Here is a 20,380-nt window from a genome sequence, read left to right as displayed (position 1 = left end):
GGCATCCGCCGCGTCGTGGCTTACACCCAGATCAAAGACGATCTTCAGAGGGAAATTCGCCGGCCGGCCTTGCAAAATCCATAGCAACGTTCCCGCCGGCTTTAGCGACAATGCCCTCCATCGAACTCGCCGCACCAGATCGCTTCCATGTCGCGGTCACGGTTCTCATCGCGAACTTCGGCCGAGCTGCCGATTCCCACAGCTCCCACCTGAGGAGATTCGATCTCGATCCGCCCAGGAGCTCTACTCCATAGCCAGGATTGGCCGCGTTACGCAGGATGATGTGGCCGTTCTGGACCCAGGAGGCGCCATTCCCTTGGAGACCTCGTACCCAAGGTTAGCAGGACCTTCGAGCACCGCACGCCTGCGCTACTTGGGCGTTCTCGGAGCCATCCATGCTGTCGGTGCTCTCGACGGCCGCGCGACCGTTTGCATCGAAGGCGGCGACCTACATTCTTGCCGCACCGCGTGAGGCGGCGCGCGATATCCGCCGGAAGGGGACCCGTGATCACATTGTCCAGCCCTATGGCGGGCTTTGCTTATTTACAGCGCTCTGAATTTTGAGCGGTGCGGTCTCGGGCATCATAAGCATGGCACAGAGCCCCGCCGCGCTAGCGACAAGCATGTACCAGGCGGGCGCCAGCGCGTTCCCGGTAACTTGGGTGAGCCAGGCGACGACTGGTTGAGCGGTGCCTCCAAAGATCGCTATCGCAAAAGCGTAAATCGTCGCGAACGCGCCACCGCGAATGTTCTTGGGCAAACCCTCGGCCATACTCACATAGAAGGCGCTATAGGGAATCGTTCCGATGAGGGTGAGCGCGCCGAGGCCTCCGAGAAGTGCAAGGGCACTGCGGGTTTCTGCGATCCACAAGAAAACTGGATAGGTCATCAGAAACGCGGTGATCTGCGGCCATATCATGATGTGCCGGCGTCCGGCCCGATCCGCGAGCCATCCGCCCAGCAGTGCGGCAGCAATTCCTACCGTATTGCTGATGAGGGTGGTCGCAAAGGCGAGTGGCGCAGAAACCTGCAGGGTGTTCAGCGCATAGGTGGTCATATATCCCGTGATGTAGGTGATAATCGTGCAGCTAGCCAAGATGATGAATCCCAAGCTCATGATGCGGCGAGCGGCAGGCGATCTCTTTGCAGGCTGGACAACGGGAGCCGGGACTTCGGGGCGGTGCAACGTTTCGGGTAGGGTGCTTCGCAGCCAAAGCCCGAACGGCAGCGTAGCGGCGCCGAGCAAGAGCGCGATCCGCCATCCGTACGCATTGAGTGCCTCGCTTGTCATGGTGAGAGAGAGTATTTCTCCAATCAACGCTCCGGCAGTTGCAGCGATCTGTTGGCTGGCAGGCTGAAACGAGACAGCAAGACCGCGCCTTTCAGGCGGGGCCGCTTCCATCAAATAGGCGGTCGTCGGGCCAACCTCACCGCCCAGCGCGAAGCCCTGCACCAAACGTGCGAAAATGACCAGCAACGGAGCGGCAACTCCTATCGTCTCGTGCGAGGGTGTAACCGCCAACACAAGAATCGCGGCGCTCATCATTGCAAAGCTGGCGGTCATCGCGGGCCGGCGGCCGACCCGATCCGAGTACGAGCCGAGCACGATGGCCCCGATCGGCCTGGTCACAAAACCCGCGCCAAACGTCGCGAGTGATAGCATGAGGCTGGCGAACGGGTCGCCCGCCGGGAAGAACGCCTGACCGATCTGGATCGCGAAAAAGCTATAGGTCCCGAAGTCGTAGAATTCGAGAATATTGCCGATGGTTGCGCCCAACACGCCGCGGCCGGTCAAGCGTTCGTCTGCCGCAAGGAGGACCGGCTCCAGCTTCTTCCCAGTAAATTGCCTGGCCATCCTCGATCCGTCTCGATCGCGATCGCTGGCCCGAACATTTCAACCAGCTAAGTCGCGCACGCATTCCACGTTCTCTACATGTCGTCTAGCTTGAGGTGGCCGGCCACGCGCCCCGGCGCTCCACATGTCGAGCTCAGGGCGTTGAGTGCAATAAAAATGCCTGTCTGCTGCAGCCCCATTCAAACCTTGAACGGATCGCGGCAATCGTCAGCAGGGATGAATAAAGGAACGCGCTGCAATTTGTCGGGTGGCTCCGTCGTTGTGCTCCCATGCAATGGCGCGTTTGCGACAACACTGGCGGGCACGGAACAGGCAGTGCCTGTTCTTCACACCGAAGGGCCGCCGCGATCCGGCAGCTCCGAACTCCAGTGGGGCTGCGCGGCTCTCGTTTAGGCGCCATCGAGGTCTTTTACTTGGCATCACGTTCGATAAAAGCCGTGACTTCCTCTCCCGCTGCGTCACCGGCTGGCGTCTCTGCTCCAGCAATGGTTCCGGAGCAGTTCCATGATTCCGACGACGCGGCTCGAGCATTTCGAGGCCGTCTCAGGGCCGGCGACCAGCGTTTGGACCGATGCGCCACGAATGACACTTTCTGAGCTATGCTTGGTAGCATTGGCTGGGACCGTGGCACGGCATCCGCACGAAACCGGCAATCACCCCCATCGCCGCAGAAGACCTTTACGGCTGGAGAGCGCGACGCCTTCGCTGTTGGGTCAGCTAAGGCGTCCCGGTTGTACCACCGCGAGCGCCTCTTGAACGAATAACCCGCCGCGCCGCTTCGCCCTTCGAGAACTGCGAGGGGGAGCTGCGCGTCCGGCCTGACCATGGATTTGGTGTCCACGCCAGCGCGCATGCCTGCCCCTGTGCGATCTGATTCATCGACATTTTGGAAGCAATCGCGTTGCGCAAGCGGAGAAAATAATTCCTTTGAGCGCTGCGGGCCTGAGCTGCCGCAATATTCATCCATTTGTAGGCGAGAACGACATCCCGCCGAACACCATGGCCTTTGTCATACATCAGGCCGAGCATCGCCTGGGCAAATGGAATTCCGGCATTTGCGGCCTGAATATATAGGCCGACTGCAGCATTGTAGGCTTTTGGTGCGCCGAAGCCGTTTTCGTACATGAAACCAAGCGTCGCCTGTGCTTGCGCGTCGCCGCGTAAAGCAAGTGGGGTGAGCTGCCGGACCGCCTTCTGATAGTCCCCATGTGCGTAGGCGCTCCTTGCCGATGCAATGGCGTCTGCGCGTGCTGGCGCCAACGCGACAAGCAGAGCCATCATTTGCGCCAGCACAAACCGGATGATGTCGCGTCGAGCCAACAGCGGGATATGAGAATGATCAGCGGACATTGCGGACACGCAGGTCATCTGTAATGCTCGCGCCGACTGCACCGCGAAGCTTCGAACGTAGCTCCTCTGCCAGCTGATGCGCATCGCTGCCGGTCTGGATGATCTGGGGTCGGATGAAGATGATCAACTCCGTCCTCTGCCCCGTTTTGCGCTGGTGTGAAAACACATCGCCAAGACCGGGAATCTCGTCAAGTAGCGGAATGCCGCTGCGATTTCCCTTGTGGTCTTCACTGATCAGTCCGGCCAGCACCACGGTTTGGCCGTTTGTCACAGAGACCGCGCTCTTCACCCTGCGCTGGGACACGGTCGGCGTAAGCTCGGATGAACCGGCCGAGGATACCTGGCTGATCTCCTGTTCGATCTCGAGACTGACGTGTCCACTTGTGGTGATACGCGGCACAACGCGAAGAATAATGCCGGTGTTGCGGTAGTCGATAGTATTAACCACGGTGCCGTTTTGCGATGGATAACTCGTTTTGCTAGTCTGGACCGGAACGACATCGCCGACCTGAAGGGTTGCGGGCTGGTTGTTGGTGACGACGAGTGAAGGATTGGACAACACATTGACGCTGGTCACCCCGTGTAGCGCATCGAGAATAATGGCCGGCTGTGACTCCGATCCGATCAGGAAGTTGAATCCCGGAACTGCGCGATTTAGCAGCGCGTTCGCTGCCTTACTCACCGCACCGCTGGTCGAGTTAAGAATAGAACCCTGGTCGGTCTTCAATCCAAGCTGCTTGCTGGTCAGATAGCTCTGGACCCCGTAACTCAACTCGTTGGTGAGCTTTACCTCCGCGATCGTCGCCTCGATGCCGACCTGCAGCACGGGTTGATCGAGCTGCTTTAAGGTGGAACTGATAATCCGATAGTTTTCGCGACTGGCATAGATCAAGACAGAGTTACTCACGATATCAGGGGTGATCCGTACGTTGGGCATGACCGGCGGTCGACCACCGGTTGGTGTGTCAAGTCCACCGCTGGCATCCGTTCCGTTCGACGAATTCAAGCCTGATGGGAAGGTGCTACTTACGCCGTTGCCGCCCGACGCGGGGGTGGACAGGCTGGGGGACGGCGCGGATGTATCCGCAGACAGCCGTTCGGCAGCCGAAGTCGTGCGAGCGACCTCCTTATCGCCGATGTCGATCGACGTCGAGGCGCTGCCGACGAACATCTGGTTCAGCACCTTGGCCAAGTAGCGGGCGTCACTATAGCGGACACGATAGACACGAACGCCGGTTTGAGCTGAGTCTGCCCGATCGAGCCGATGGATCCAAGTCGCTACGGTCTGGAGCAACGGCGGCTTGCGCGTTACGACCATGATGGCGTTCAACCTGGAGACGACTTGAAGCTTCACAAGGTCATGACTGAGCCCGTTGTCGCCGGAATCCAGGATACTCTCGAGCTCTGCGATCAGAGGCTCTGGCGCGGAATTGTGAATGGGATAAATGCCTACCGATTGGCCTTTCATCCAGTCGACATCAAAGCTCAGGGCAGTTTCGACGGCCGTTCGCCGCTCGGGTCCGGTCCCTTGGATCAGAAGCAGGTTTCGCGTGGGGTCCGCACGTACGCTTCCGGCGCGGGTTGCAAAGCTGTCCATCAACTTGAGGATGGTTTTCGCTGCAACATATTGCAGGGGTACCACTGACACACCATAGCCGGCTTCGGAACGACGAGCATCGGCATCGACGTGGCCTGCTCCAGTGGCATTGCCGAGGGGAGTGACTTTGTATCCGCCCGTATCGCGTACCAGCGCAAGGCCGGAAAGTCGCAGCGCGCTCTCGAGCACGAAAACGATGTCAGATCTGGGCACCGGTCGCGCGGACACCAGGCTGACTGTGGCCTGCTCGCGTGGATCGATGGTATAGCCGAGACCGAGAGTGTCCCCGAGCATCACCTTTAGCACGGTGGCGACAGGCGCGTTCTCGAAGTTCAGATCGTAGCCGGGACCATTTGGGGTCTGCTGCCGCCGCACCTCCGTGGCTTCGAAGACCTCTAAACCCGAGTAGGTGCTGCTTGCCACACCGTCTGAGTTAGGCGACGCTTGGAAAGACGCGATCGGCTGTTCGCTGCGCGGAAGGATGTCGAGCGATCGGACCTTGTCGAGGACGTCCAAATCAGCGGGTGCTGTCGTGGGTGCGCCGTTCGTGACGATGCTACATGAAGCGAACAGAAGCATTGCCGCGACAAGCAGTACGTTGCGCGCGACTCCACCGCACTGACTTCGACTTACTGGAAGACTCACTGGATTGCGATCCACTTAGGCTAGTGATGGATGTGGCTTGGAGCTCCGCGGCAGATTTACTGTCCCGCGCACGAAAGCCAGCAACGTGGGTGCGCCGATGCGCCGCGATTAACCACTTCCATGTCGATAGCCAATCGTTTGAAGCTGAAGCCCATTCCGCGGATGATGGGTAATCTCGCCACCAAGGTTATCTTGTCGGAGCACGCGTTCGATCGCTTATGTCCAGCTGACTCATCCTTTTATCGGTTGCCCGCCCGCGTCTTCTTCGAAGTGAGGTGGAATGGATGACTTGTTTGCCCGTTGCAGTATTTGATACGCTTGAAGTCGCCCCGCCCACATCGACGTTACTGAAGAGCCGGATCGCGACCCTGAAGAGGCGCAATGGCAAGAAGAGCTCAACGTTGCGGCGAGTGCCCAGTTTGCGGTGTAGTTCGTCGCAGTCATTATCTCGTACCGTTTGAGTGGCCAAGCGCCCCAGGCCCACATATCCAAGTGCCGCTATAGGAAGAGTGTCGTTGGCGCTCGCGACCGGCGGGTTGGTGAAACTCAACGTCTCTCCAAACGACGGTCCTCGTGCGGATAGCGTTTCATGTTTGAGCTGGTTTGACCACGCGCCTCACTCGCCGGCCGGGGTCACCGGGATCGTTCTAGGCTCAGCGCCAGCGCCACGGACGTCGTGCTGGAGTAATCGTGGTAACTCGTGAACGTTCATCGATCCGCCGCATCAGCGCCGGATCGTCGCCTGGTTAGCGGCGGGTGGCGGCCCATAGGCGCTTGAGCGGACAAGACGGAGCAACTGGCAGTGCCTGCGACCAGCGGCTTTCCATGATTGCTGCGCCGTACTCGCCGCTGCGGCTCTTGAATGTGCGGGCCACCGGCTCCAGAAGTTGCTGGGTTCGTTGCCCCGGATGCAGCTAATAGCGCTGCGTCAGATTGCCCTCCATCGCATGTCTCTGCAGCCCCATCAGCCGCATCAATCTTTCGTCTCGTGCTCTGGGTCATTCTCCCCTCTGTCGCTTTCGGCGGAGCGGCCCAAGTCAAATTGCCCAATCGGTCAGAGTCTCAGGCTCGCTCCAGCTTTAAGTCTTCAGCAAGGACTGTACCAATCTGCAGGGGCGACATGGCGCCTATCTGATATGTCGCGCTCGCGACGGAGCTCGCGGATTGTAGGCTTCGTTCCCCTTCTTGTTCGGAGTCGAACACTAGCGCATTCGAGCCGACGAAGCGCGCGGCTCCCCGGCGGACGATCTGCCTAAACAACACTGCGAGCCGATGTCGGCGTCTCTCACAATTTGGCATGTGACTTGCCAGAGATGTTTGACGAGTCGCCTCAGGTCCTATGCCGACCCAGGGCGCGAGCGGATCATGTTATGTGCGGCACGTCGTCAATGCAATTCATCGAGCATCTCCGGCGGATGTGTTCGGCACACCTGGAGGGCGACGCTCAAACCGGTGATCGGCCGACGAGAACTTGGGAGATGTTTGACTTATCGGCAGAGTCATTTGCCGACGAAGCCGCCCGCTTTTCTGGTCTCGAGCGTATTACGCTGCAGGAAATGATGGCGGCCGCTCCTGCAATCGATCAGTTTTCGCCAGCCTTTCTTCGCGAAGTGGTCGCGTTTCCTCACCGCCTTTCGGACGGCACACCTGTCTTTGCCATGGCGGATCCCACCGACCAGCCCTCGCGTAGAGCCGCGGAGCTGGTATTCGGGGTGCCGACCTCATTTAAGGTAGCTTCGATAGAGGACATTACTATCCTTCTCGATCAGAAGCTCGGGGCTGCTGAAGAGAGGGGGCAGTCCGCCGTTCAGCAGCTGCGCGACGACGACATCGAAAGTCTGCGCGACCTGGCAAGCGGCGCGCCCGTCGTGCGCGCGGTCAATGATCTGATCGAAAAAGCCCTCGAGATGCGCGCTAGTGACATTCATGTCGAGCCGTTCTCAATGGGCCTTACAGTTCGGCTGCGAATCGATGGGCTGCTTCGTGCCATTCAGCCGCCAGCGGGTGTGCTGCCCCAGGCAGTCATCTCTCGCATCAAGATCATTGCTGGATTGAACATCGCGGAGCGACGTCTGCCGCAAGATGGAGCTGCGCGAATTCGGGTCGGCCGCGAGATCGACGTGCGGGTCGCTATCATGCCGACGCAGTATGGCGAGTCCGCGGTTCTGCGTCTTCTGCCGAAGGACCGCTCCCAGCTTGCAGTAGACCGTCTTGGCCTTTCCGAGCGCGATGAGGCTGTTCTGCGCAGGCTGATCACGGCTCCGCACGGCATGATCGTGGTCACAGGGCCGACTGGCAGCGGCAAAACGACAACTCTCGCAACCATAATGTCCATGCTTAATGTGCCAGAACGGAAAATCCTGACGGTCGAGGACCCCGTGGAATACGACATCCCCGGAATCAATCAGTCGCAAATCAAGCCTGCCATCGGGCTTACTTTCGCGAGTGCACTCCGCTCCTTTGTTCGTCAGGATCCCGACGTGATCATGGTCGGTGAAGTCCGGGATCCGGAAACGGCGAATGTTGCCGTCCATGCCGCGCTCACGGGACATCTTGTGCTCACGACGCTGCACGCCGAAACGGCCGTGGCGGCCGTGCCGCGACTGCTTGATCTCGGTGTGGAAGGCTATCTTTTGCGATCGACTTTGCGTGGCGTTATCGCACAGCGGCTGGTGCGACAACTCTGCGAGCACTGCAAGGCGCCGGTACCGTTCGGCGAGGATGAACAGAGCCAGGACACAAGAGTGAGCCGCCTCGGACTATCTGCAGGGGAAATCATGTGGCAGCCGCGGGGCTGCGCACGCTGCAGCCACAGCGGTTATCGCGGTCGGATCGGAGTATTTGAACTCCTCGAACTCAGCAGCGGTTTGCGTGAGCTGATCGCCGATAATGCCGATGGGCTGGCAATCGATCAGGCGGCGATCGGCGGGGGGATGACGACGATGCTGGACGATGGGATTGCTAAATGCCGAGCTGCAATCACAGCGCCGGTTGAAATTCTTCGTGTTGTTGCTGCACGCTGAATCAGGATTATGCCAAGTTTCCGCTATCGAGCATTGACTCAGTTCGGAGAGATCGTTGCCGGCTCGTTGGTGGCATCGACGCAAGCAGAGGCCGAGCGCCGGATTTCATCTCTGCATCTGCTACCGATTGAAGCCGTAGAGGAGGCCCGTTCCGCGTCGGTATTTCGCCGCGGATTCTGGCCTAACCGTCCTTCATACGCCGAGGTCACGAGTTTCACGCGCGACCTTGCGCTGCTTCTGAAGGCAGGAGCGCGCCTTGATGACGCTCTTGATCTGCTGTCAGGCGATTGCGATGTTGGCCGGCTGCGGCCGGTGATTGCACGATTGAGGTTGGCCGTGCTTGGCGGCGAAAGTTTTACCGATGCAGTTTCCGCGCAACCTGATCTGTTTCCGTCAATGTATGGCGCACTCATGAAGGTCGGTGAAGCCTCTGGTACGCTCAGCCAAGTCCTTGAGATTCTGGCCGCGGAGCGTGATCGGGCTGAGGCAACTCGGCGGAAGCTCAGTGATGCCATGCATTATCCGATTTTCGTGTTGCTTGCAGCGGGCTGCGTTATGCTGTTCTTCATTCTGGCTGTGTTGCCACAGTTTTCATCAGTGCTGCGCGATTTCGGCGGCCGCGCTGACCCGGCACTTGGCTTCTTCATGGAAGCCTCTGATCTGATGCGAGCTAACCGCGCTTTGCTGCTGATCTCAGGCGCGTTCGTCCTGGCCGGGGGCTGGTGGCTCATGCGGCAGACGAAGGTGCGTGCTTCGATCGTTGCTGCGCTTGCAACGCTGCCTGGAATTGGCAGAATCTTCGTCTTCCACCGCACGAGCCTGTTCTGTCGGAACTTGGGACTGTTGTTGGGGTGTGGCGTTAATCTCACCGCAACGCAGCGCATTCTCGTCGACGTGATGTCCGTAACCTCGTCTCCTGCCCCGTGGATCGAAGCGGCTGATCGCGTTCGGTACGGCGGCAAGCTGTCGCAAGCGCTTGCAGAGTCCAACGTGCTCCCGCCCATGGCGGTTCGCATGCTACGGCTGGGCGAGGAGACCGGCGAATTGCCGGTGCTGGCCGGCCGCATCGCGGAATTCTATGAGGCGAAACTCCAGCGCAGCCTTGATCGTGTCTTGGGAATGGTCGGGCCAGCCGCAATACTGACAATCAGTATTGTCGTCGGAGGCCTGATCGTTTCGGTCATGACGGCGCTGCTTTCCGTCACGCAGCTCGTCGACTGACGAAGCGCAGAGGAGATCAGCATGACAACAGAATGCCAGCCGGTCGCGGAACGTCGTGCATACCAATCGAGACTTATATGGCGTATTCCAGTGGAGGTCTCCGAAGGCGAGCGCGGATTTACATTGGCCGAGATGCTGGTTGTGATCACCATCATCGGCCTGATCATGGGGCTGATCGGACCAAGGGTCCTCAATTATCTCGGGGAGTCCAAGGTCAAGGCAGCCAAGATCCAGTTGCAGAGCTTCGCGAGCGCACTGGACCTCTTTTATCTGGATGCGGGTCGTTATCCCACGGCATCAGAAGGGTTACGCGCCTTGGCGAGCCAGCCCGCCGGCATTACGGCCTGGAATGGCCCGTACCTGAGAGGTGGCGCGATCCCCGTCGATCCCTGGAATACGCCTTATGTTTATCGCTCCCCCGGCGAGCGCGGCCCATACGAGATCATATCCTTTGGCGCCGACGGTCAGGAGGGAGGTAGCGGTACGGCTGCCGACATTATGCTCGGTGCGCAGACGAGTGCACGCAATGAGTGATGGTCAACGCGGCTTCACATTGCTGGAGGTGGTTTGCATGCTCGCGATCACCGGAATGATCGTAGCCGTGCTATTGCCGTTCGTGCCGCGGCAGACCTCCAAGGCAAGGCTGCAGGCCTATGCTCTTGCGGCCGCCTCGATCCTGAAAGCTGACCGGGCGATGTCGGTCGGCGGTGGCGTCAGGGTGGATACTCTGGTTGATCCGCGAGGCCGGGCGATTCGTTCGGGGGCCAGCTCCGCTGCTGTCCAGGTGCCGGACGACGTCGAATTCGAGGCGATATTGCCACGCAGCTGCAACCAACGTCCGGTCTTATCGACGATCAGTTTCTTTCCCGACGGCCTGTCCTGCGGTGGTACGATTGCACTCTGGCGGGCTGACCTGCGTCTCGAGATCAGGATCGACTGGCTGACTGGGAGGATTGAGGTTGTCTCTCGTTCCCTCATCAATGGCTGAAGAGAGTGACGCTGGCTTCACTCTGATAGAGATGCTAGTCGCGCTCGCGGTGCTCAGCCTGTCACTTGGGTTAATTGGCACGGTCGTATCAACCAATATGCGTGCCGTTCGTAAGATCGAGGAGAGGGTCGCAGTCATCCAAGAGGCGAGCGCGGCTCTTGTCACCGCGGTTCCAGGCCGTGATCGGTTGCTACCCGGTACATTGCGCGGTGCGTCCGCCTCTGGCGAGTGGACTGTTCTGGTTGCGCCGATCGGGACGGGTTGGGACGTCGCCGCCGGTCAGGCGGGCTGGATTCCTCGCATGGTCGAGCTGCGTCTCCGTTCGGCATCGGGCGCCGTCGTCGATGTGCGCACAGTGCGACTGGCGCGGACTGCAGGCTGATGTGTGCGGCATCAGAATATCGTGAGGAGCGGGCCGGTTTCACCCTGATCGAGGCCCTGGCTGCGCTTGCTGTCGCGGGGCTCGTGATGTCGGTGCTCGCGACGATGACGTCGCAATGGTTTCCGGCGTGGAATCGCGGCGTCAATCGTGTTCAACGTGCGGAGATGCTCGGTTTGGCCCTGCGCCGAATAGCCAACGATCTTTCTGCAGCGGAGTTTGTCCCGTCAAATCGCGACCAGACGCGGCCGCTGTTTGAAGGGGGAGAGCTGGGGGTGACGTTTGTTCGCAAGGCGATTGGACCGAATGTCGAGCCTGGCCTTGACATCGTCCAGATTGGCGAAAGTTCTAACGGACCCGATGTTGCGCTCGTGCGCTCGCGAACCCCTTTCACACCTTTGCCCGTCGGCGTTTCACTTTCCGAAACTCTGCATTTCGCCGATCGAGTGGTGCTGCTTACTCCTCCCTTCCGACTGTCCTTTGCCTATGCGGATGCGAGCCTCGCTTGGTGGTCGGATTGGCATGAGGCGGGTCGGCTTCCTACTGCCGTTCGCTTGACTATTCTCGATCGTAGTCGGGGCGGATTAGCCATAATGTCGAGGGTGGCCCGGATTCATGTCGATGCTCCGGTTGCGGGATGTATTGAAGGCGAGAGGGACTGCGTTAGCTCGAGGTCGGACGAGCCACAGCAGGGTCCGAAGGCCGCTTTCGGTGGCGCGCGGAGCGATTAATGTTGCAATCGAAAGGGCAATCGTCACGCAAGGCTGGCCCTCGGGATGGCTTCATCCTGGTGGCGGTGCTGTGGTTTCTAGCAGCCTTGGCCGCGCTCATCGTGGTATTCTCACAGTACCTTTCGAACTCGGCGCGAGTCTTGCGGATTGATGATGACGCCTTGCAAGCAGAAGCGTTGGTCGCTGCCGGCGTTGAGCTAGCGGCTTATCAGTTGCTCATGGCTAAAAATGAGGAGCGGCCAAGGCGCGGTGGATTCAGCATCCGGATCGGCGGGGACGTTGTGGCGGTCTCGTTCCTAACCGAGGCCGCCCGAGTCGATCTCAATGCCGCGCCGAAGGAGATGATCGCCAATCTCTTCAATATCCTTGGCGCAGACGCCGAAGCGGCGCAGGATTACGCCGATAGGGTGGTATCGTGGCGTACCAAGCCGGTGGATAAGGCGGCTGCGCGATCGGAAGAGGCGCTTTATGCAGCGGCGGGACGTAAATATGGTCCGAGGCTGGCCCCCTTCGTCCATGTCGACGAGCTACCGCTGGTGCTGGGGCCGCCGTCCTGGTTGCTTGACCGAGTGATGCCGTTTGTCACCGTCTTCAGCGGCTCGCCTGGGATAGACATCTTGGCCGCCCCGGCGGAGGTGGTCGCTTCAGTTCCGGGAATGACGCCGCTAATCCTGAAGGATTTCCTCGCGTCACGAGACTCGTTATCCGCCGACCCGGCTGCTATTGGGCAGGCGCTGGTACCCGCAAGTGCCAGGGTCATCGCGGGCAAGAGCAACGCGTGGAGGTTGCGTGTGTCATTAGAGGCAGCCGATGGTCGGCGGCGGTCGTCGGTGGTCGTAATTGAATTGGGCGAAGGGAAATTGCCTTATCGAGTTCTGTCGCACGAGGACGAGGGCGCGCAAACACACGACGCGCGCGGCGCGCGCCGTGGGGCATGAAGATGGCAAGTGACATCGAAACGGCGCTTAACGCGTGGTGTGCCGCGGTGGCTAGCGCTCTTGAAGCGATCGCGAACCGTGTCCACCGGCGCCGGCGGGTAAGCGCTTGGCACAACGGAGCGGACGGGCTGACGCTACAGCTGCTGCAGCACTCCGCACGCAAGCTGCGGCCAGAGAATGCCCAAGTTCGGCTGGCCGGCGACCATACCCTGCCAAGCAACTGGATTGGGGTACTGCGCGGGTGCGTAATGGACATTTACCTCGCCCCAAACCAAGTTCTGGTTCGGCAGCTCGACTTTCCAAAGCAGGCAGAACCATTTCTAAATGGAATGATCCGTTCACAGATCGATCGACTAACGCCCTGGAGTGCCGAACAGGCGCTCTTTGGTTTTAGTGAGCCTCAGTCGGCACCCAAGGAACGCATCGGCCTCATTTTAGCGGCGGTGTCGCGTGCCACGGTAGAGCCGCTGGTCCAGTTCGCGGATCATGTCGGAGCTGCCACAGTCGCGATCCATACTCACAGCGAGTTGTCCTTGCAACCGATTACGCTTTTCAGCGCAGGTCTTCGTTCGGCAATCTCCGGTCGCCGAGACCTCGCGAAACTCCTGAAGTTTTTTCTGCTCGGCGCTGGGACTGCGACTGCATTGGTGCTGATAATAACCATGGTGCTCAGCACCAAAGCAGACGGAGCATTGCAAGAACTGCGCAGCACGATCGCGCGTCAGCGGGCAGCAGTCAAGAGCGATCCGAGCGACGCTGCATCAACTGCCGACGCGCTGCTCGCTCGGCGTAAGCAGACTACGCCAGCGACGGTGGTGGTTCTGGATCATCTTTCGAGCATCCTGCCCGATGGTACCTATGTCACCAAACTGCGTGTCGAGGGCGATCGGCTGCAACTGGTTGGTCTGACTCAGGACGCCCCGACGCTGATCCAGCTGATCGAGCAGTCGCCGCAGTTCAGCCGAGCCGCATTTTTCGCGCCGACAACCAGATCATCAAACGAGCCCGGCGAGCGGTTTCACATCGAGGTTCATGTGAATGCCTATTTCAGGGGAAGCACATGAGGGGATCCGCTCTCTTTCAGGTGGCATTTCGGTCATCACCTGCCGCAGCCGCGTCAGGCTATGGTATCGTAGTTCTCGCTTTCCTCTGGGTAATCGCAAGCGCCATCACCGATCTACTTGCGCGATACGACCAGCTCCACGACACTGGAGAGCTATTGGCTCAGTTCGAGGGACGAGCGGTTCGGCCAGATCGCCGCGGCGAGCCTAATCTGACCGGGTCTGGCGGCTCGGCCTTTCTCGAAGGAAAGACTGTGACCCTTGCAGGCGCTGCACTGGTGCAAAGGGTGGTGGGCGCCGTCACAAAAACTGGGGGCAACGTTCTGTCGACCGAGGTCGAACTGCAGGGTAACCATTCGAAAGCAGGCTTCATTAGTGTAGTGACGAGTTGCGAGATCGAACAACCAGCCTTACAGCAACTGCTCTATGATCTGGAAGCCGGTCTTCCATTCCTCTTTGTGGAGCAACTCTTGGTCGAGACGTTCTTGACCGTCACGACCACCCCGCCAGGAAAGCTGCGCGTTTCGCTGACGGTATCGGGCCAATGGCAGGAACGCAAATGATGCGTCCTATCAAATGATCCGGTTGGCCGCCGTCGTATTAGCCATAACAAACCTGTCGGTCTGCGCGGCCATAGCGGCTGTGAAAAGCGAGGAAGTGACGGACACTGGTTCGATAGGGCAGCGGGAGGGTCGTGCAGGAGTCGACAAGCCTGAGCCCTCGCTATTGACCGTCAATTCGGTGCCGGCGCCGAAAGAGGCCGCATCCGGTGCCAATCCCTTGTGGGGGATTCCGTTGACCCGGCTATCCGCTACCCGCGATCGTCCCATCTTCTCGCCCTCACGACGGGCGCTGGTTCTTCCCGTGTCGACGCCCATTGCCGCTGTGCCCGTGCCTCCGCTGTCCTCCAAGAGACCGGAGAAGCCGGCGCTCTCGCTGGTTGGAACCGTTGTAGGAGGGCTCGAGAGCTTCGGGATCTTCATCGATCAGTCCAGCAAGTTGTCGCTTCGGATGAGGGTCGGCGAACAGCATGATGGCTGGGTCCTACGCGAGGTGCGTGCTCGCGAGGTGATGTTGGAAAACCCCTCCAAGAAGGCGATCATGTCTATGCCCCATCCTGGAAAAGGAAGTGAGGGAGAGATCCAGCTATCACCCTTGAACTCGACGGCCGCCGAACAGGAGCTGGGACCTCGACAACTGCAGTAGTGGTCCGATCCAACATCCGGTCCTCCCAAACAACGCCTGTGTTCCGTCTTATTGTCAATCTACGAAGTCGCGGAATGAATGCGTGTTGCCTTTGCACGCTTCTCCGCTGCATGGATTCAATGCCCGAGCGCCCAGCGATTTCGACTCGCCTGTGCCGTGACGACGTTCTCGATCAGATTTCCGGTAAGCGTGCTAATTCGTCAAGGTCCAGGAGCTAGTCGTGAGCATGTTGTTGCTCGGGATCTCTAAAACACCTTCAGAATGCCGCAATCGCCGTTGACATCAATTTTCATCATTATGTGACCTCTCTTGCGCCAGAGCGGTTGTAGGCGAGGCAGCACGGCGCGTTGTTGTCGCGCCGTGAATGTCCGACGTATTCTGCCTGGCGGGAAAAAACCATCCAATAAATTGATAGTTTAGAAAGGGATACTTGCAAAACTTGTCTGCACAGCAAGCACGACGAGTAGGCCAACGACCAGAAATGGTCCGAACGGGATCGACGTTCGTGCGGTGACGCCTTGCCCGACAACATGGAGACAGAGTACGACGAACAGCGCCGCGACGCTTGCGGCAAGCAACAGAATCGGCAAGTCGAATAGTCCAGTCCAAAGCGTAGCGGCGGCCAGGAACTTGACGTCACCAAGGCCGAGCCCTTGTATGCTGCGCCAACGGAAGTAGAGTACTCTCAGCAGCAGGAGCAGGGCAGCGATTATCAGGCCTTGGCTGCCCGCGATCAGTGGACCAAGAGCCCCCTCCATTGCAAACGTCCTCGCAAGTCCCAGCGCTGCGATCAAGCCGTTGATCCAATCAGGGATGATGCCATGGCGGAGATCGGTCCAGATCAGCCAGCCACACGCGAACAGCAGCAGCGCGTAGCAAATAGTGTTAGTCAAGTCTGTCATGAAGGGGGCGGCATGACGACACGGAGCGGCGGCTCACAATGCGAGCGGGGCTGGCCACCAAGATCGACCGCGGCGATCCAGCTTCCGAGCACCGGGGTGGCCAGACGGTGCGCGTTGCCACCTGAACTCGGTTCGGCAAATGAGAATGTAATTGCGATGCACATAGGCACGCTACGAGCTTAGCCGGGCCGCAACCGGCATGCAATGACTGAGGCGGGACACTGCTTGCACCGGTCGCCTACGGTCAAAGGCTGGGTGACGGTACCCCGCGCACAGCAGCGGCGTGGGAATGCGTAGTCGTCATTCGCCCCGGAGGGGGACCGGCGGTTTCGTCACACACAAACCAGCTAACCGCAGGTCGGCATCCCTGGTTTGACCGAACAAGGGCAGTCCCGACGAGGATTCGGTATCAGCGACACATTCACTCGACCGCTCTGCAGATCCTGGGCCGCGGCGGAAAGGAATAGTTTCGTCTCGATTGAGTCCCCCTCGACAACGACGGCGATCCAGGCCATCGGCAGTGCCGCATTACAATTTTCATACTCCTCCCCGCAAGCGGCACGTCCGGAGAATGTAGCGCTGGCAGCCCCATCTGCGGGGATCATCTATTGATCGCACGCGCATTTGCAACGAGGTCTTGGCTAGGTCTCGAGTGGATCCCCCTGCCACAAGCGGAATATGCCGCAGTGAGAATATGATCCGCGTCGCTACGGCAACGCTGGCAGCCGTCCGAGTTCGACTAGGTTTTTGATTAGGCCTGCTCTCATGCGAGCGGTCCTGTTTCAATTAGTAGCAGCAATTCGGGCGGCTGAGCAGGACAAGGCCTCTCACAACTGCCCGCCCGGCCATTACAAAGCGCTCGCCGGCGTTCAGTTGCTGCTGGCGCAACCCGCCGTGAGCGCGGCTCGTTCTGAACGATCCAACACGAGCACAAAGCTGGCTACTTGCGGGACCTTGAGAATGGCGCCAAGGCTAGCTTGGTTCTCCATTTCAACAGAACTTGATGGCGCGGATCCCCATGGCCGGGCTGCCGGTCCTGCAACTCGGTGCGCTCAGCGGCACCGATTGCACAGTATCTGAATAGTCGCAATTCCGTCGCTAACGCTGCAACGAATGTCGGTCACTAGCCGTGCCGATTGTCAGGTTAGCCCAATATCGAGCTTCGACGCACCCAGATGCTACGAAGCACGCGTAATGTTGGAATTTCGATTTGGCACGCCGCTTGCTCTGTTCGCACGACCACAGCAATTCTCGCAAAGGACATCAACCTCAAGCGGACCGGCCGCGAGTCATCGCTGGACGACTGGTTGTCCGGCAGCCGCCGCAAACCGTGCGTAGCGCGGTTGCGTCATCGGCATGCTCATGCGTCGGCGAAAAGGAGTAGGCATGAAAAGAATGAGTTGCTCGAAGACAATTCTAACTGCTTTAGCCATGTTGCTGGTGGGCAGTCCCTGTACTTATGCACAATCCTCAAGGCTTTGGGTTGTCACTGGCGACAATGCGGCAGCTGCCGCGCAGCGGTCTCTTGCGAGCCGCCAATCAGTTGCTGACGATCTCGTTGCTCCCACGTTTCAAGTGATCAACGGCATGTCCGTTGCTGACATCGCTGAGAAAGACTTAGACAGGTTTTCTAATTGGATGCGCAGCGCATGCCCACGCTGCGGCGGCTTCACTGTTCACGCGTCGCGCGAGGCAGCCCTCAAGGAGGTGGACAACCCAGCTTACAAGCCCGGATTTCGCTACTTAGCTTCCCTTCCGGAGACGCTTGATCAGCAGAGTATCGTGAGCCGAGCCCTTGATCGGGTTAAGGGCGATAAGATCCTCAGCACGATCACAATGCTCCAAGGTTTCGGGACGCGACACTTCGAAACGTCCAAAGGGCAAGAAGCGGCTGAGTTTGTTCGTAGAGAATGGGAGAGCATGGGACAGGAGCGTCCAGACTTCACAGTCGCGCTATTTTCGCACGGCTGGGTTCAGAACTCGGTTATCGGAACAATCCGAGGCGCGTCCCTGCCGGATGAAATAGTGGTGATTGGCGCGCATATCGACTCAATTAATAAGAATAAAGAGAACCCCAAAGAGAACGCGCCTGGTGCTGACGACGACGCATCCGGAGTCGCGGTCGTCACAGAGGCGCTTCGTGTGCTGATGGAAACGGGATTCAAACCGCAGCGGACCATTAAGTTTATGGCCTACTCGGCAGAAGAGGTAGGGCTCCGAGGTTCCGCAGAAATCGCGGACAGATACAGCAAAGAAGGGCAAAAGGTAATTGCGGCCTTGCAGCTTGACATGACCGGCTTCAATGCCGACCGGTCCCCCCGGGACATCTACCTGGTGAACGATGATTACACCAGCCCCGAACTAAATGGTTTTCTCACTAAGCTCCTAAAGGAATACAACCATTCTGGTGCTCATGCGATCACGCACGGTGAAACTAAGTGCGGCTACGCATGCTCTGATCATGCCTCGTGGACGAGAAATGGCATCCGCGCAGCCTGGCCTTTCGAGGCTCCGCTCGAAGGTATCAATCCATACATTCACACTTCGGAGGACGTGGTCTCCAAGTTGGATGCAACAAAAGCCGCGCGCTTCGCCAAGCTTGCAATTGAGTTTGTGATCGAAACAGCAAAAGGCGTCGATGGTCGTGAGAGCTATCGCAACTGATGAAGGGGAGATGACAATGAATATGCAGGTTGAGCCAGATCGCAGCAATTACGTTCGCTACTTTCAGCGCAGCGAAGCGATTAATCGAGCTTGAGGACAGTGTCATGCGTCATAACCGTATCCACGCACTGGCGTGCTTTGTATTGAGTGCCTCGCTAGGGTCAGCTACCGCCGCCGAGATTCGTGAGGTGAACAAGGTTGTACCTCAAACCGGTCCCCTAGGTGAAATAGCTCAAGGAAGATCACCTGAGGCCTCCGTTGCCGGATTACTCGAACTCGATACTTCTTCGTCGCTTAAGGCGCTGCCTAACCGTTCCGGCGCCACCCTCCGCCTTGAGCAGCAGCACAACGGAATTCCCGTGTGGGGCCCGCAGATCGTTGCCGAGAGATCTGCTGATGGCACGAGAATTGTTGCCTTAAGCGGAACTGCCGCCTACGATCTAGGTCCGGCCCTGACCGCCAAGATCACCAAACAGCAGGCGCTTCAAAAAGCTAAGGAGATTGTGCTCTCCTCTGCTCCTACGCTTCGCGGGAGCAGCTATAAAAATGAAGAGGCCGATCTCGTGTATCTCGTTCAAAAGAATGGCGAGGTCCGGCTTGTGTACCGCACGTCGTTCTTTACAACTGTCCGGGACGGAACAGCAGCTCCACGCCCAACACGTCCTGTGTTGTTTATCGACGCTATCACAGGCGAAACGGTGAGTTCCTATGAAAACCTACAACACGCCCAAAAAGGAACGGGGCCTGGCGGAAATGCCAAGACTGGCCAATACACCTATGGAAGCGAAACCGTTCCGCCCTTCGAAGTGAACGAGCAGGGCAGCATCTGTCAAATGGATAGCCCAGATGTTTTCACCGAGCACATGAACTTCTCTGACGAAGGTACGAACGAGCCTTTTGCGTTTAGGTGTTACAACAACGCAGGGGATGATATCAATGGCGCGTTCTCACCGCTCAATGATGCCCAATTTTTCGGGAAGGTTGTTGTGGACATGTATAGGGACTGGTACGGCGTCAGTCCTTTGAAGCAGAAACTGCATTTGCGCGTACACTACTCCAAGAATAAGGACGGCGCATTTTGGAGTGGCAGCTCAGTGACGCTTGGCGATGGGAAAACGATGTTCTATCCTCTCGTGAGCTTGGATGTTGTTGCCCATGAAGTGTCGCATGGTTTCACAGAGCAGAATTCGAACCTCGAATATCAGTACCAGTCAGGTGGAATGAATGAGTCGTTTTCCGACATGGCAGGAGAGGCTGCCGAGTCCTATTACTTCCAGAAGTATGGCGATACATTCGGAAGATCGGGGCCTGACTTGACCGTGGGGGCGGATGTTACCCAAAAAAGCTGGCACGTCCTTGCGATATATGTGCGACCCGCCACAGGATGGCGTGTCTATAGACCACGTCTCCAAATACTACGATGGACTGGAGGTTCACTATTCTAGTGGAATTTATAACAAGGTGTTTTGTATCCTATCGAAACGCTCTGGTTGGGATATCAGGAAGGCATTCCACACGTTTGTTGTCGCGAATCAAGACTACTGGACGTTGAACGCCACGTTTCAAAATGGTGCCGAAGGGGTGCTCCGCGCAGCGGATAAGCTGAAGTATCAAACCAAAGATATCGTCTTTGCATTTGATCAAGTAGGGATTAGTTGCGCGATGGCTGCATCCCAGGCCGCCGGGAAGTTGCTTGAAGACAAACCACATTGGGCCTGTGTCTCTGGCCGGGCCGCTGCCGGCTCGGTAAACTGATGGCGTATGGCTTCCCAGGCCTGGACCAGATCTCGTTCGGGCCCGAGGGATCTCCAGCGCATTGA

The 20,380-nt window shown here is 58.6% G+C and carries 15 protein-coding genes and 1 pseudogene; 12 read left to right on the top strand and 4 right to left on the bottom strand.

What is annotated here, in order from left to right:
• Window positions 1-523: 523 nt before the first annotated feature.
• The 3 genes from ACVWW6_RS02500 to gspD form a co-directional block, all read right to left on the bottom strand.
• Window positions 524-1,855, bottom strand: a complete 1,332-nt coding sequence (locus ACVWW6_RS02500; protein WP_456680087.1) for an MFS transporter — start codon at window positions 1,853-1,855, stop codon at window positions 524-526.
• A 717-nt stretch (window positions 1,856-2,572) separates the two neighbouring features.
• Window positions 2,573-3,223: a tetratricopeptide repeat protein gene (locus ACVWW6_RS02495; RefSeq protein ID WP_161533259.1), complete on the bottom strand. Its 651-nt coding sequence runs from the start codon at window positions 3,221-3,223 to the stop codon at window positions 2,573-2,575.
• Window positions 3,195-5,318 carry a type II secretion system secretin GspD gene (gene gspD / locus ACVWW6_RS02490; RefSeq protein ID WP_371740499.1) on the bottom strand — a complete coding sequence of 708 codons (2,124 nt, stop codon included), beginning with the start codon at window positions 5,316-5,318 and terminating at the stop codon, window positions 3,195-3,197. The genes ACVWW6_RS02495 and gspD overlap by 29 nt, the downstream gene beginning before the upstream one ends.
• A gap of 1,499 nt (window positions 5,319-6,817) precedes the next feature.
• On the opposite strand from gspD, the gene ACVWW6_RS02485 reads away from it, so the two are divergent.
• Genes ACVWW6_RS02485 through ACVWW6_RS02440 form a run of 10 tightly spaced genes read left to right on the top strand, consistent with a single transcriptional unit; the run spans window position 6,818 to window position 14,994 of the window.
• Complete coding sequence (locus tag ACVWW6_RS02485; protein ID WP_161533261.1) at window positions 6,818-8,470, top strand: GspE/PulE family protein; 1,653 nt, start codon at window positions 6,818-6,820, stop codon at window positions 8,468-8,470.
• A 9-nt stretch (window positions 8,471-8,479) separates the two neighbouring features.
• Window positions 8,480-9,691, top strand: a complete 1,212-nt coding sequence (locus tag ACVWW6_RS02480; RefSeq protein ID WP_161533262.1) for a type II secretion system F family protein — start codon at window positions 8,480-8,482, stop codon at window positions 9,689-9,691.
• Window positions 9,692-9,712: 21 nt separating this feature from the next.
• Window positions 9,713-10,225, top strand: a complete 513-nt coding sequence (gene gspG / locus ACVWW6_RS02475) for a type II secretion system major pseudopilin GspG (RefSeq protein WP_161533263.1) — start codon at window positions 9,713-9,715, stop codon at window positions 10,223-10,225.
• Window positions 10,218-10,679, top strand: a complete 462-nt coding sequence (locus ACVWW6_RS02470) for a prepilin-type N-terminal cleavage/methylation domain-containing protein (RefSeq protein ID WP_456680086.1) — start codon at window positions 10,218-10,220, stop codon at window positions 10,677-10,679. The genes gspG and ACVWW6_RS02470 overlap by 8 nt, the downstream gene beginning before the upstream one ends.
• The gene (locus tag ACVWW6_RS02465) at window positions 10,651-11,061 is read left to right on the top strand and encodes a PulJ/GspJ family protein (protein WP_271566373.1); all 411 of its coding nucleotides are present in this window, start codon (window positions 10,651-10,653) and stop codon (window positions 11,059-11,061) included. Before ACVWW6_RS02470 ends, ACVWW6_RS02465 begins: the two co-directional genes overlap by 29 nt.
• Window positions 11,061-11,789, top strand: a complete 729-nt coding sequence (locus ACVWW6_RS02460) for a PulJ/GspJ family protein (RefSeq protein WP_161533266.1) — start codon at window positions 11,061-11,063, stop codon at window positions 11,787-11,789. Before ACVWW6_RS02465 ends, ACVWW6_RS02460 begins: the two co-directional genes overlap by 1 nt.
• A complete protein-coding gene (locus tag ACVWW6_RS02455; protein WP_161533267.1) occupies window positions 11,789-12,727 on the top strand; it encodes a type II secretion system minor pseudopilin in 939 nt (312 codons plus the stop codon). The genes ACVWW6_RS02460 and ACVWW6_RS02455 overlap by 1 nt, the downstream gene beginning before the upstream one ends.
• Before the next feature lie 2 nt (window positions 12,728-12,729).
• Complete coding sequence (locus tag ACVWW6_RS02450) at window positions 12,730-13,791, top strand: PilN domain-containing protein (RefSeq protein ID WP_246740484.1); 1,062 nt, start codon at window positions 12,730-12,732, stop codon at window positions 13,789-13,791.
• Window positions 13,788-14,351 carry a type II secretion system protein GspM gene (gspM, locus tag ACVWW6_RS02445; RefSeq protein WP_456680085.1) on the top strand — a complete coding sequence of 188 codons (564 nt, stop codon included), beginning with the start codon at window positions 13,788-13,790 and terminating at the stop codon, window positions 14,349-14,351. The genes ACVWW6_RS02450 and gspM overlap by 4 nt, the downstream gene beginning before the upstream one ends.
• A 13-nt stretch (window positions 14,352-14,364) precedes the next feature.
• Entirely contained in the window at window positions 14,365-14,994 is a 630-nt protein-coding gene (locus ACVWW6_RS02440; RefSeq protein ID WP_456680084.1) for a hypothetical protein, read from the top strand.
• A gap of 416 nt (window positions 14,995-15,410) precedes the next feature.
• On the opposite strand, the gene ACVWW6_RS02435 is transcribed toward ACVWW6_RS02440, so the two are convergent.
• Window positions 15,411-15,896: a prepilin peptidase gene (locus ACVWW6_RS02435; protein ID WP_161533271.1), complete on the bottom strand. Its 486-nt coding sequence runs from the start codon at window positions 15,894-15,896 to the stop codon at window positions 15,411-15,413.
• 1,386 nt (window positions 15,897-17,282) lie between these two features.
• Here ACVWW6_RS02435 and ACVWW6_RS02430 point away from each other — a divergent pair.
• Both ACVWW6_RS02430 and ACVWW6_RS02425 read left to right on the top strand, forming a co-directional pair.
• The gene (locus ACVWW6_RS02430) at window positions 17,283-18,560 is read left to right on the top strand and encodes a M20/M25/M40 family metallo-hydrolase (RefSeq protein ID WP_161533272.1); all 1,278 of its coding nucleotides are present in this window, start codon (window positions 17,283-17,285) and stop codon (window positions 18,558-18,560) included.
• A gap of 104 nt (window positions 18,561-18,664) precedes the next feature.
• A pseudogene (locus tag ACVWW6_RS02425) lies at window positions 18,665-20,315 on the top strand (M4 family metallopeptidase).
• Window positions 20,316-20,380: the final 65 nt, after the last annotated feature.

This window comes from Bradyrhizobium sp. USDA 3311 (assembly GCF_054062495.1).
Note: the sequence above shows the minus strand (reverse complement) of the source record. Positions and strands in the feature narration are given on the sequence as shown.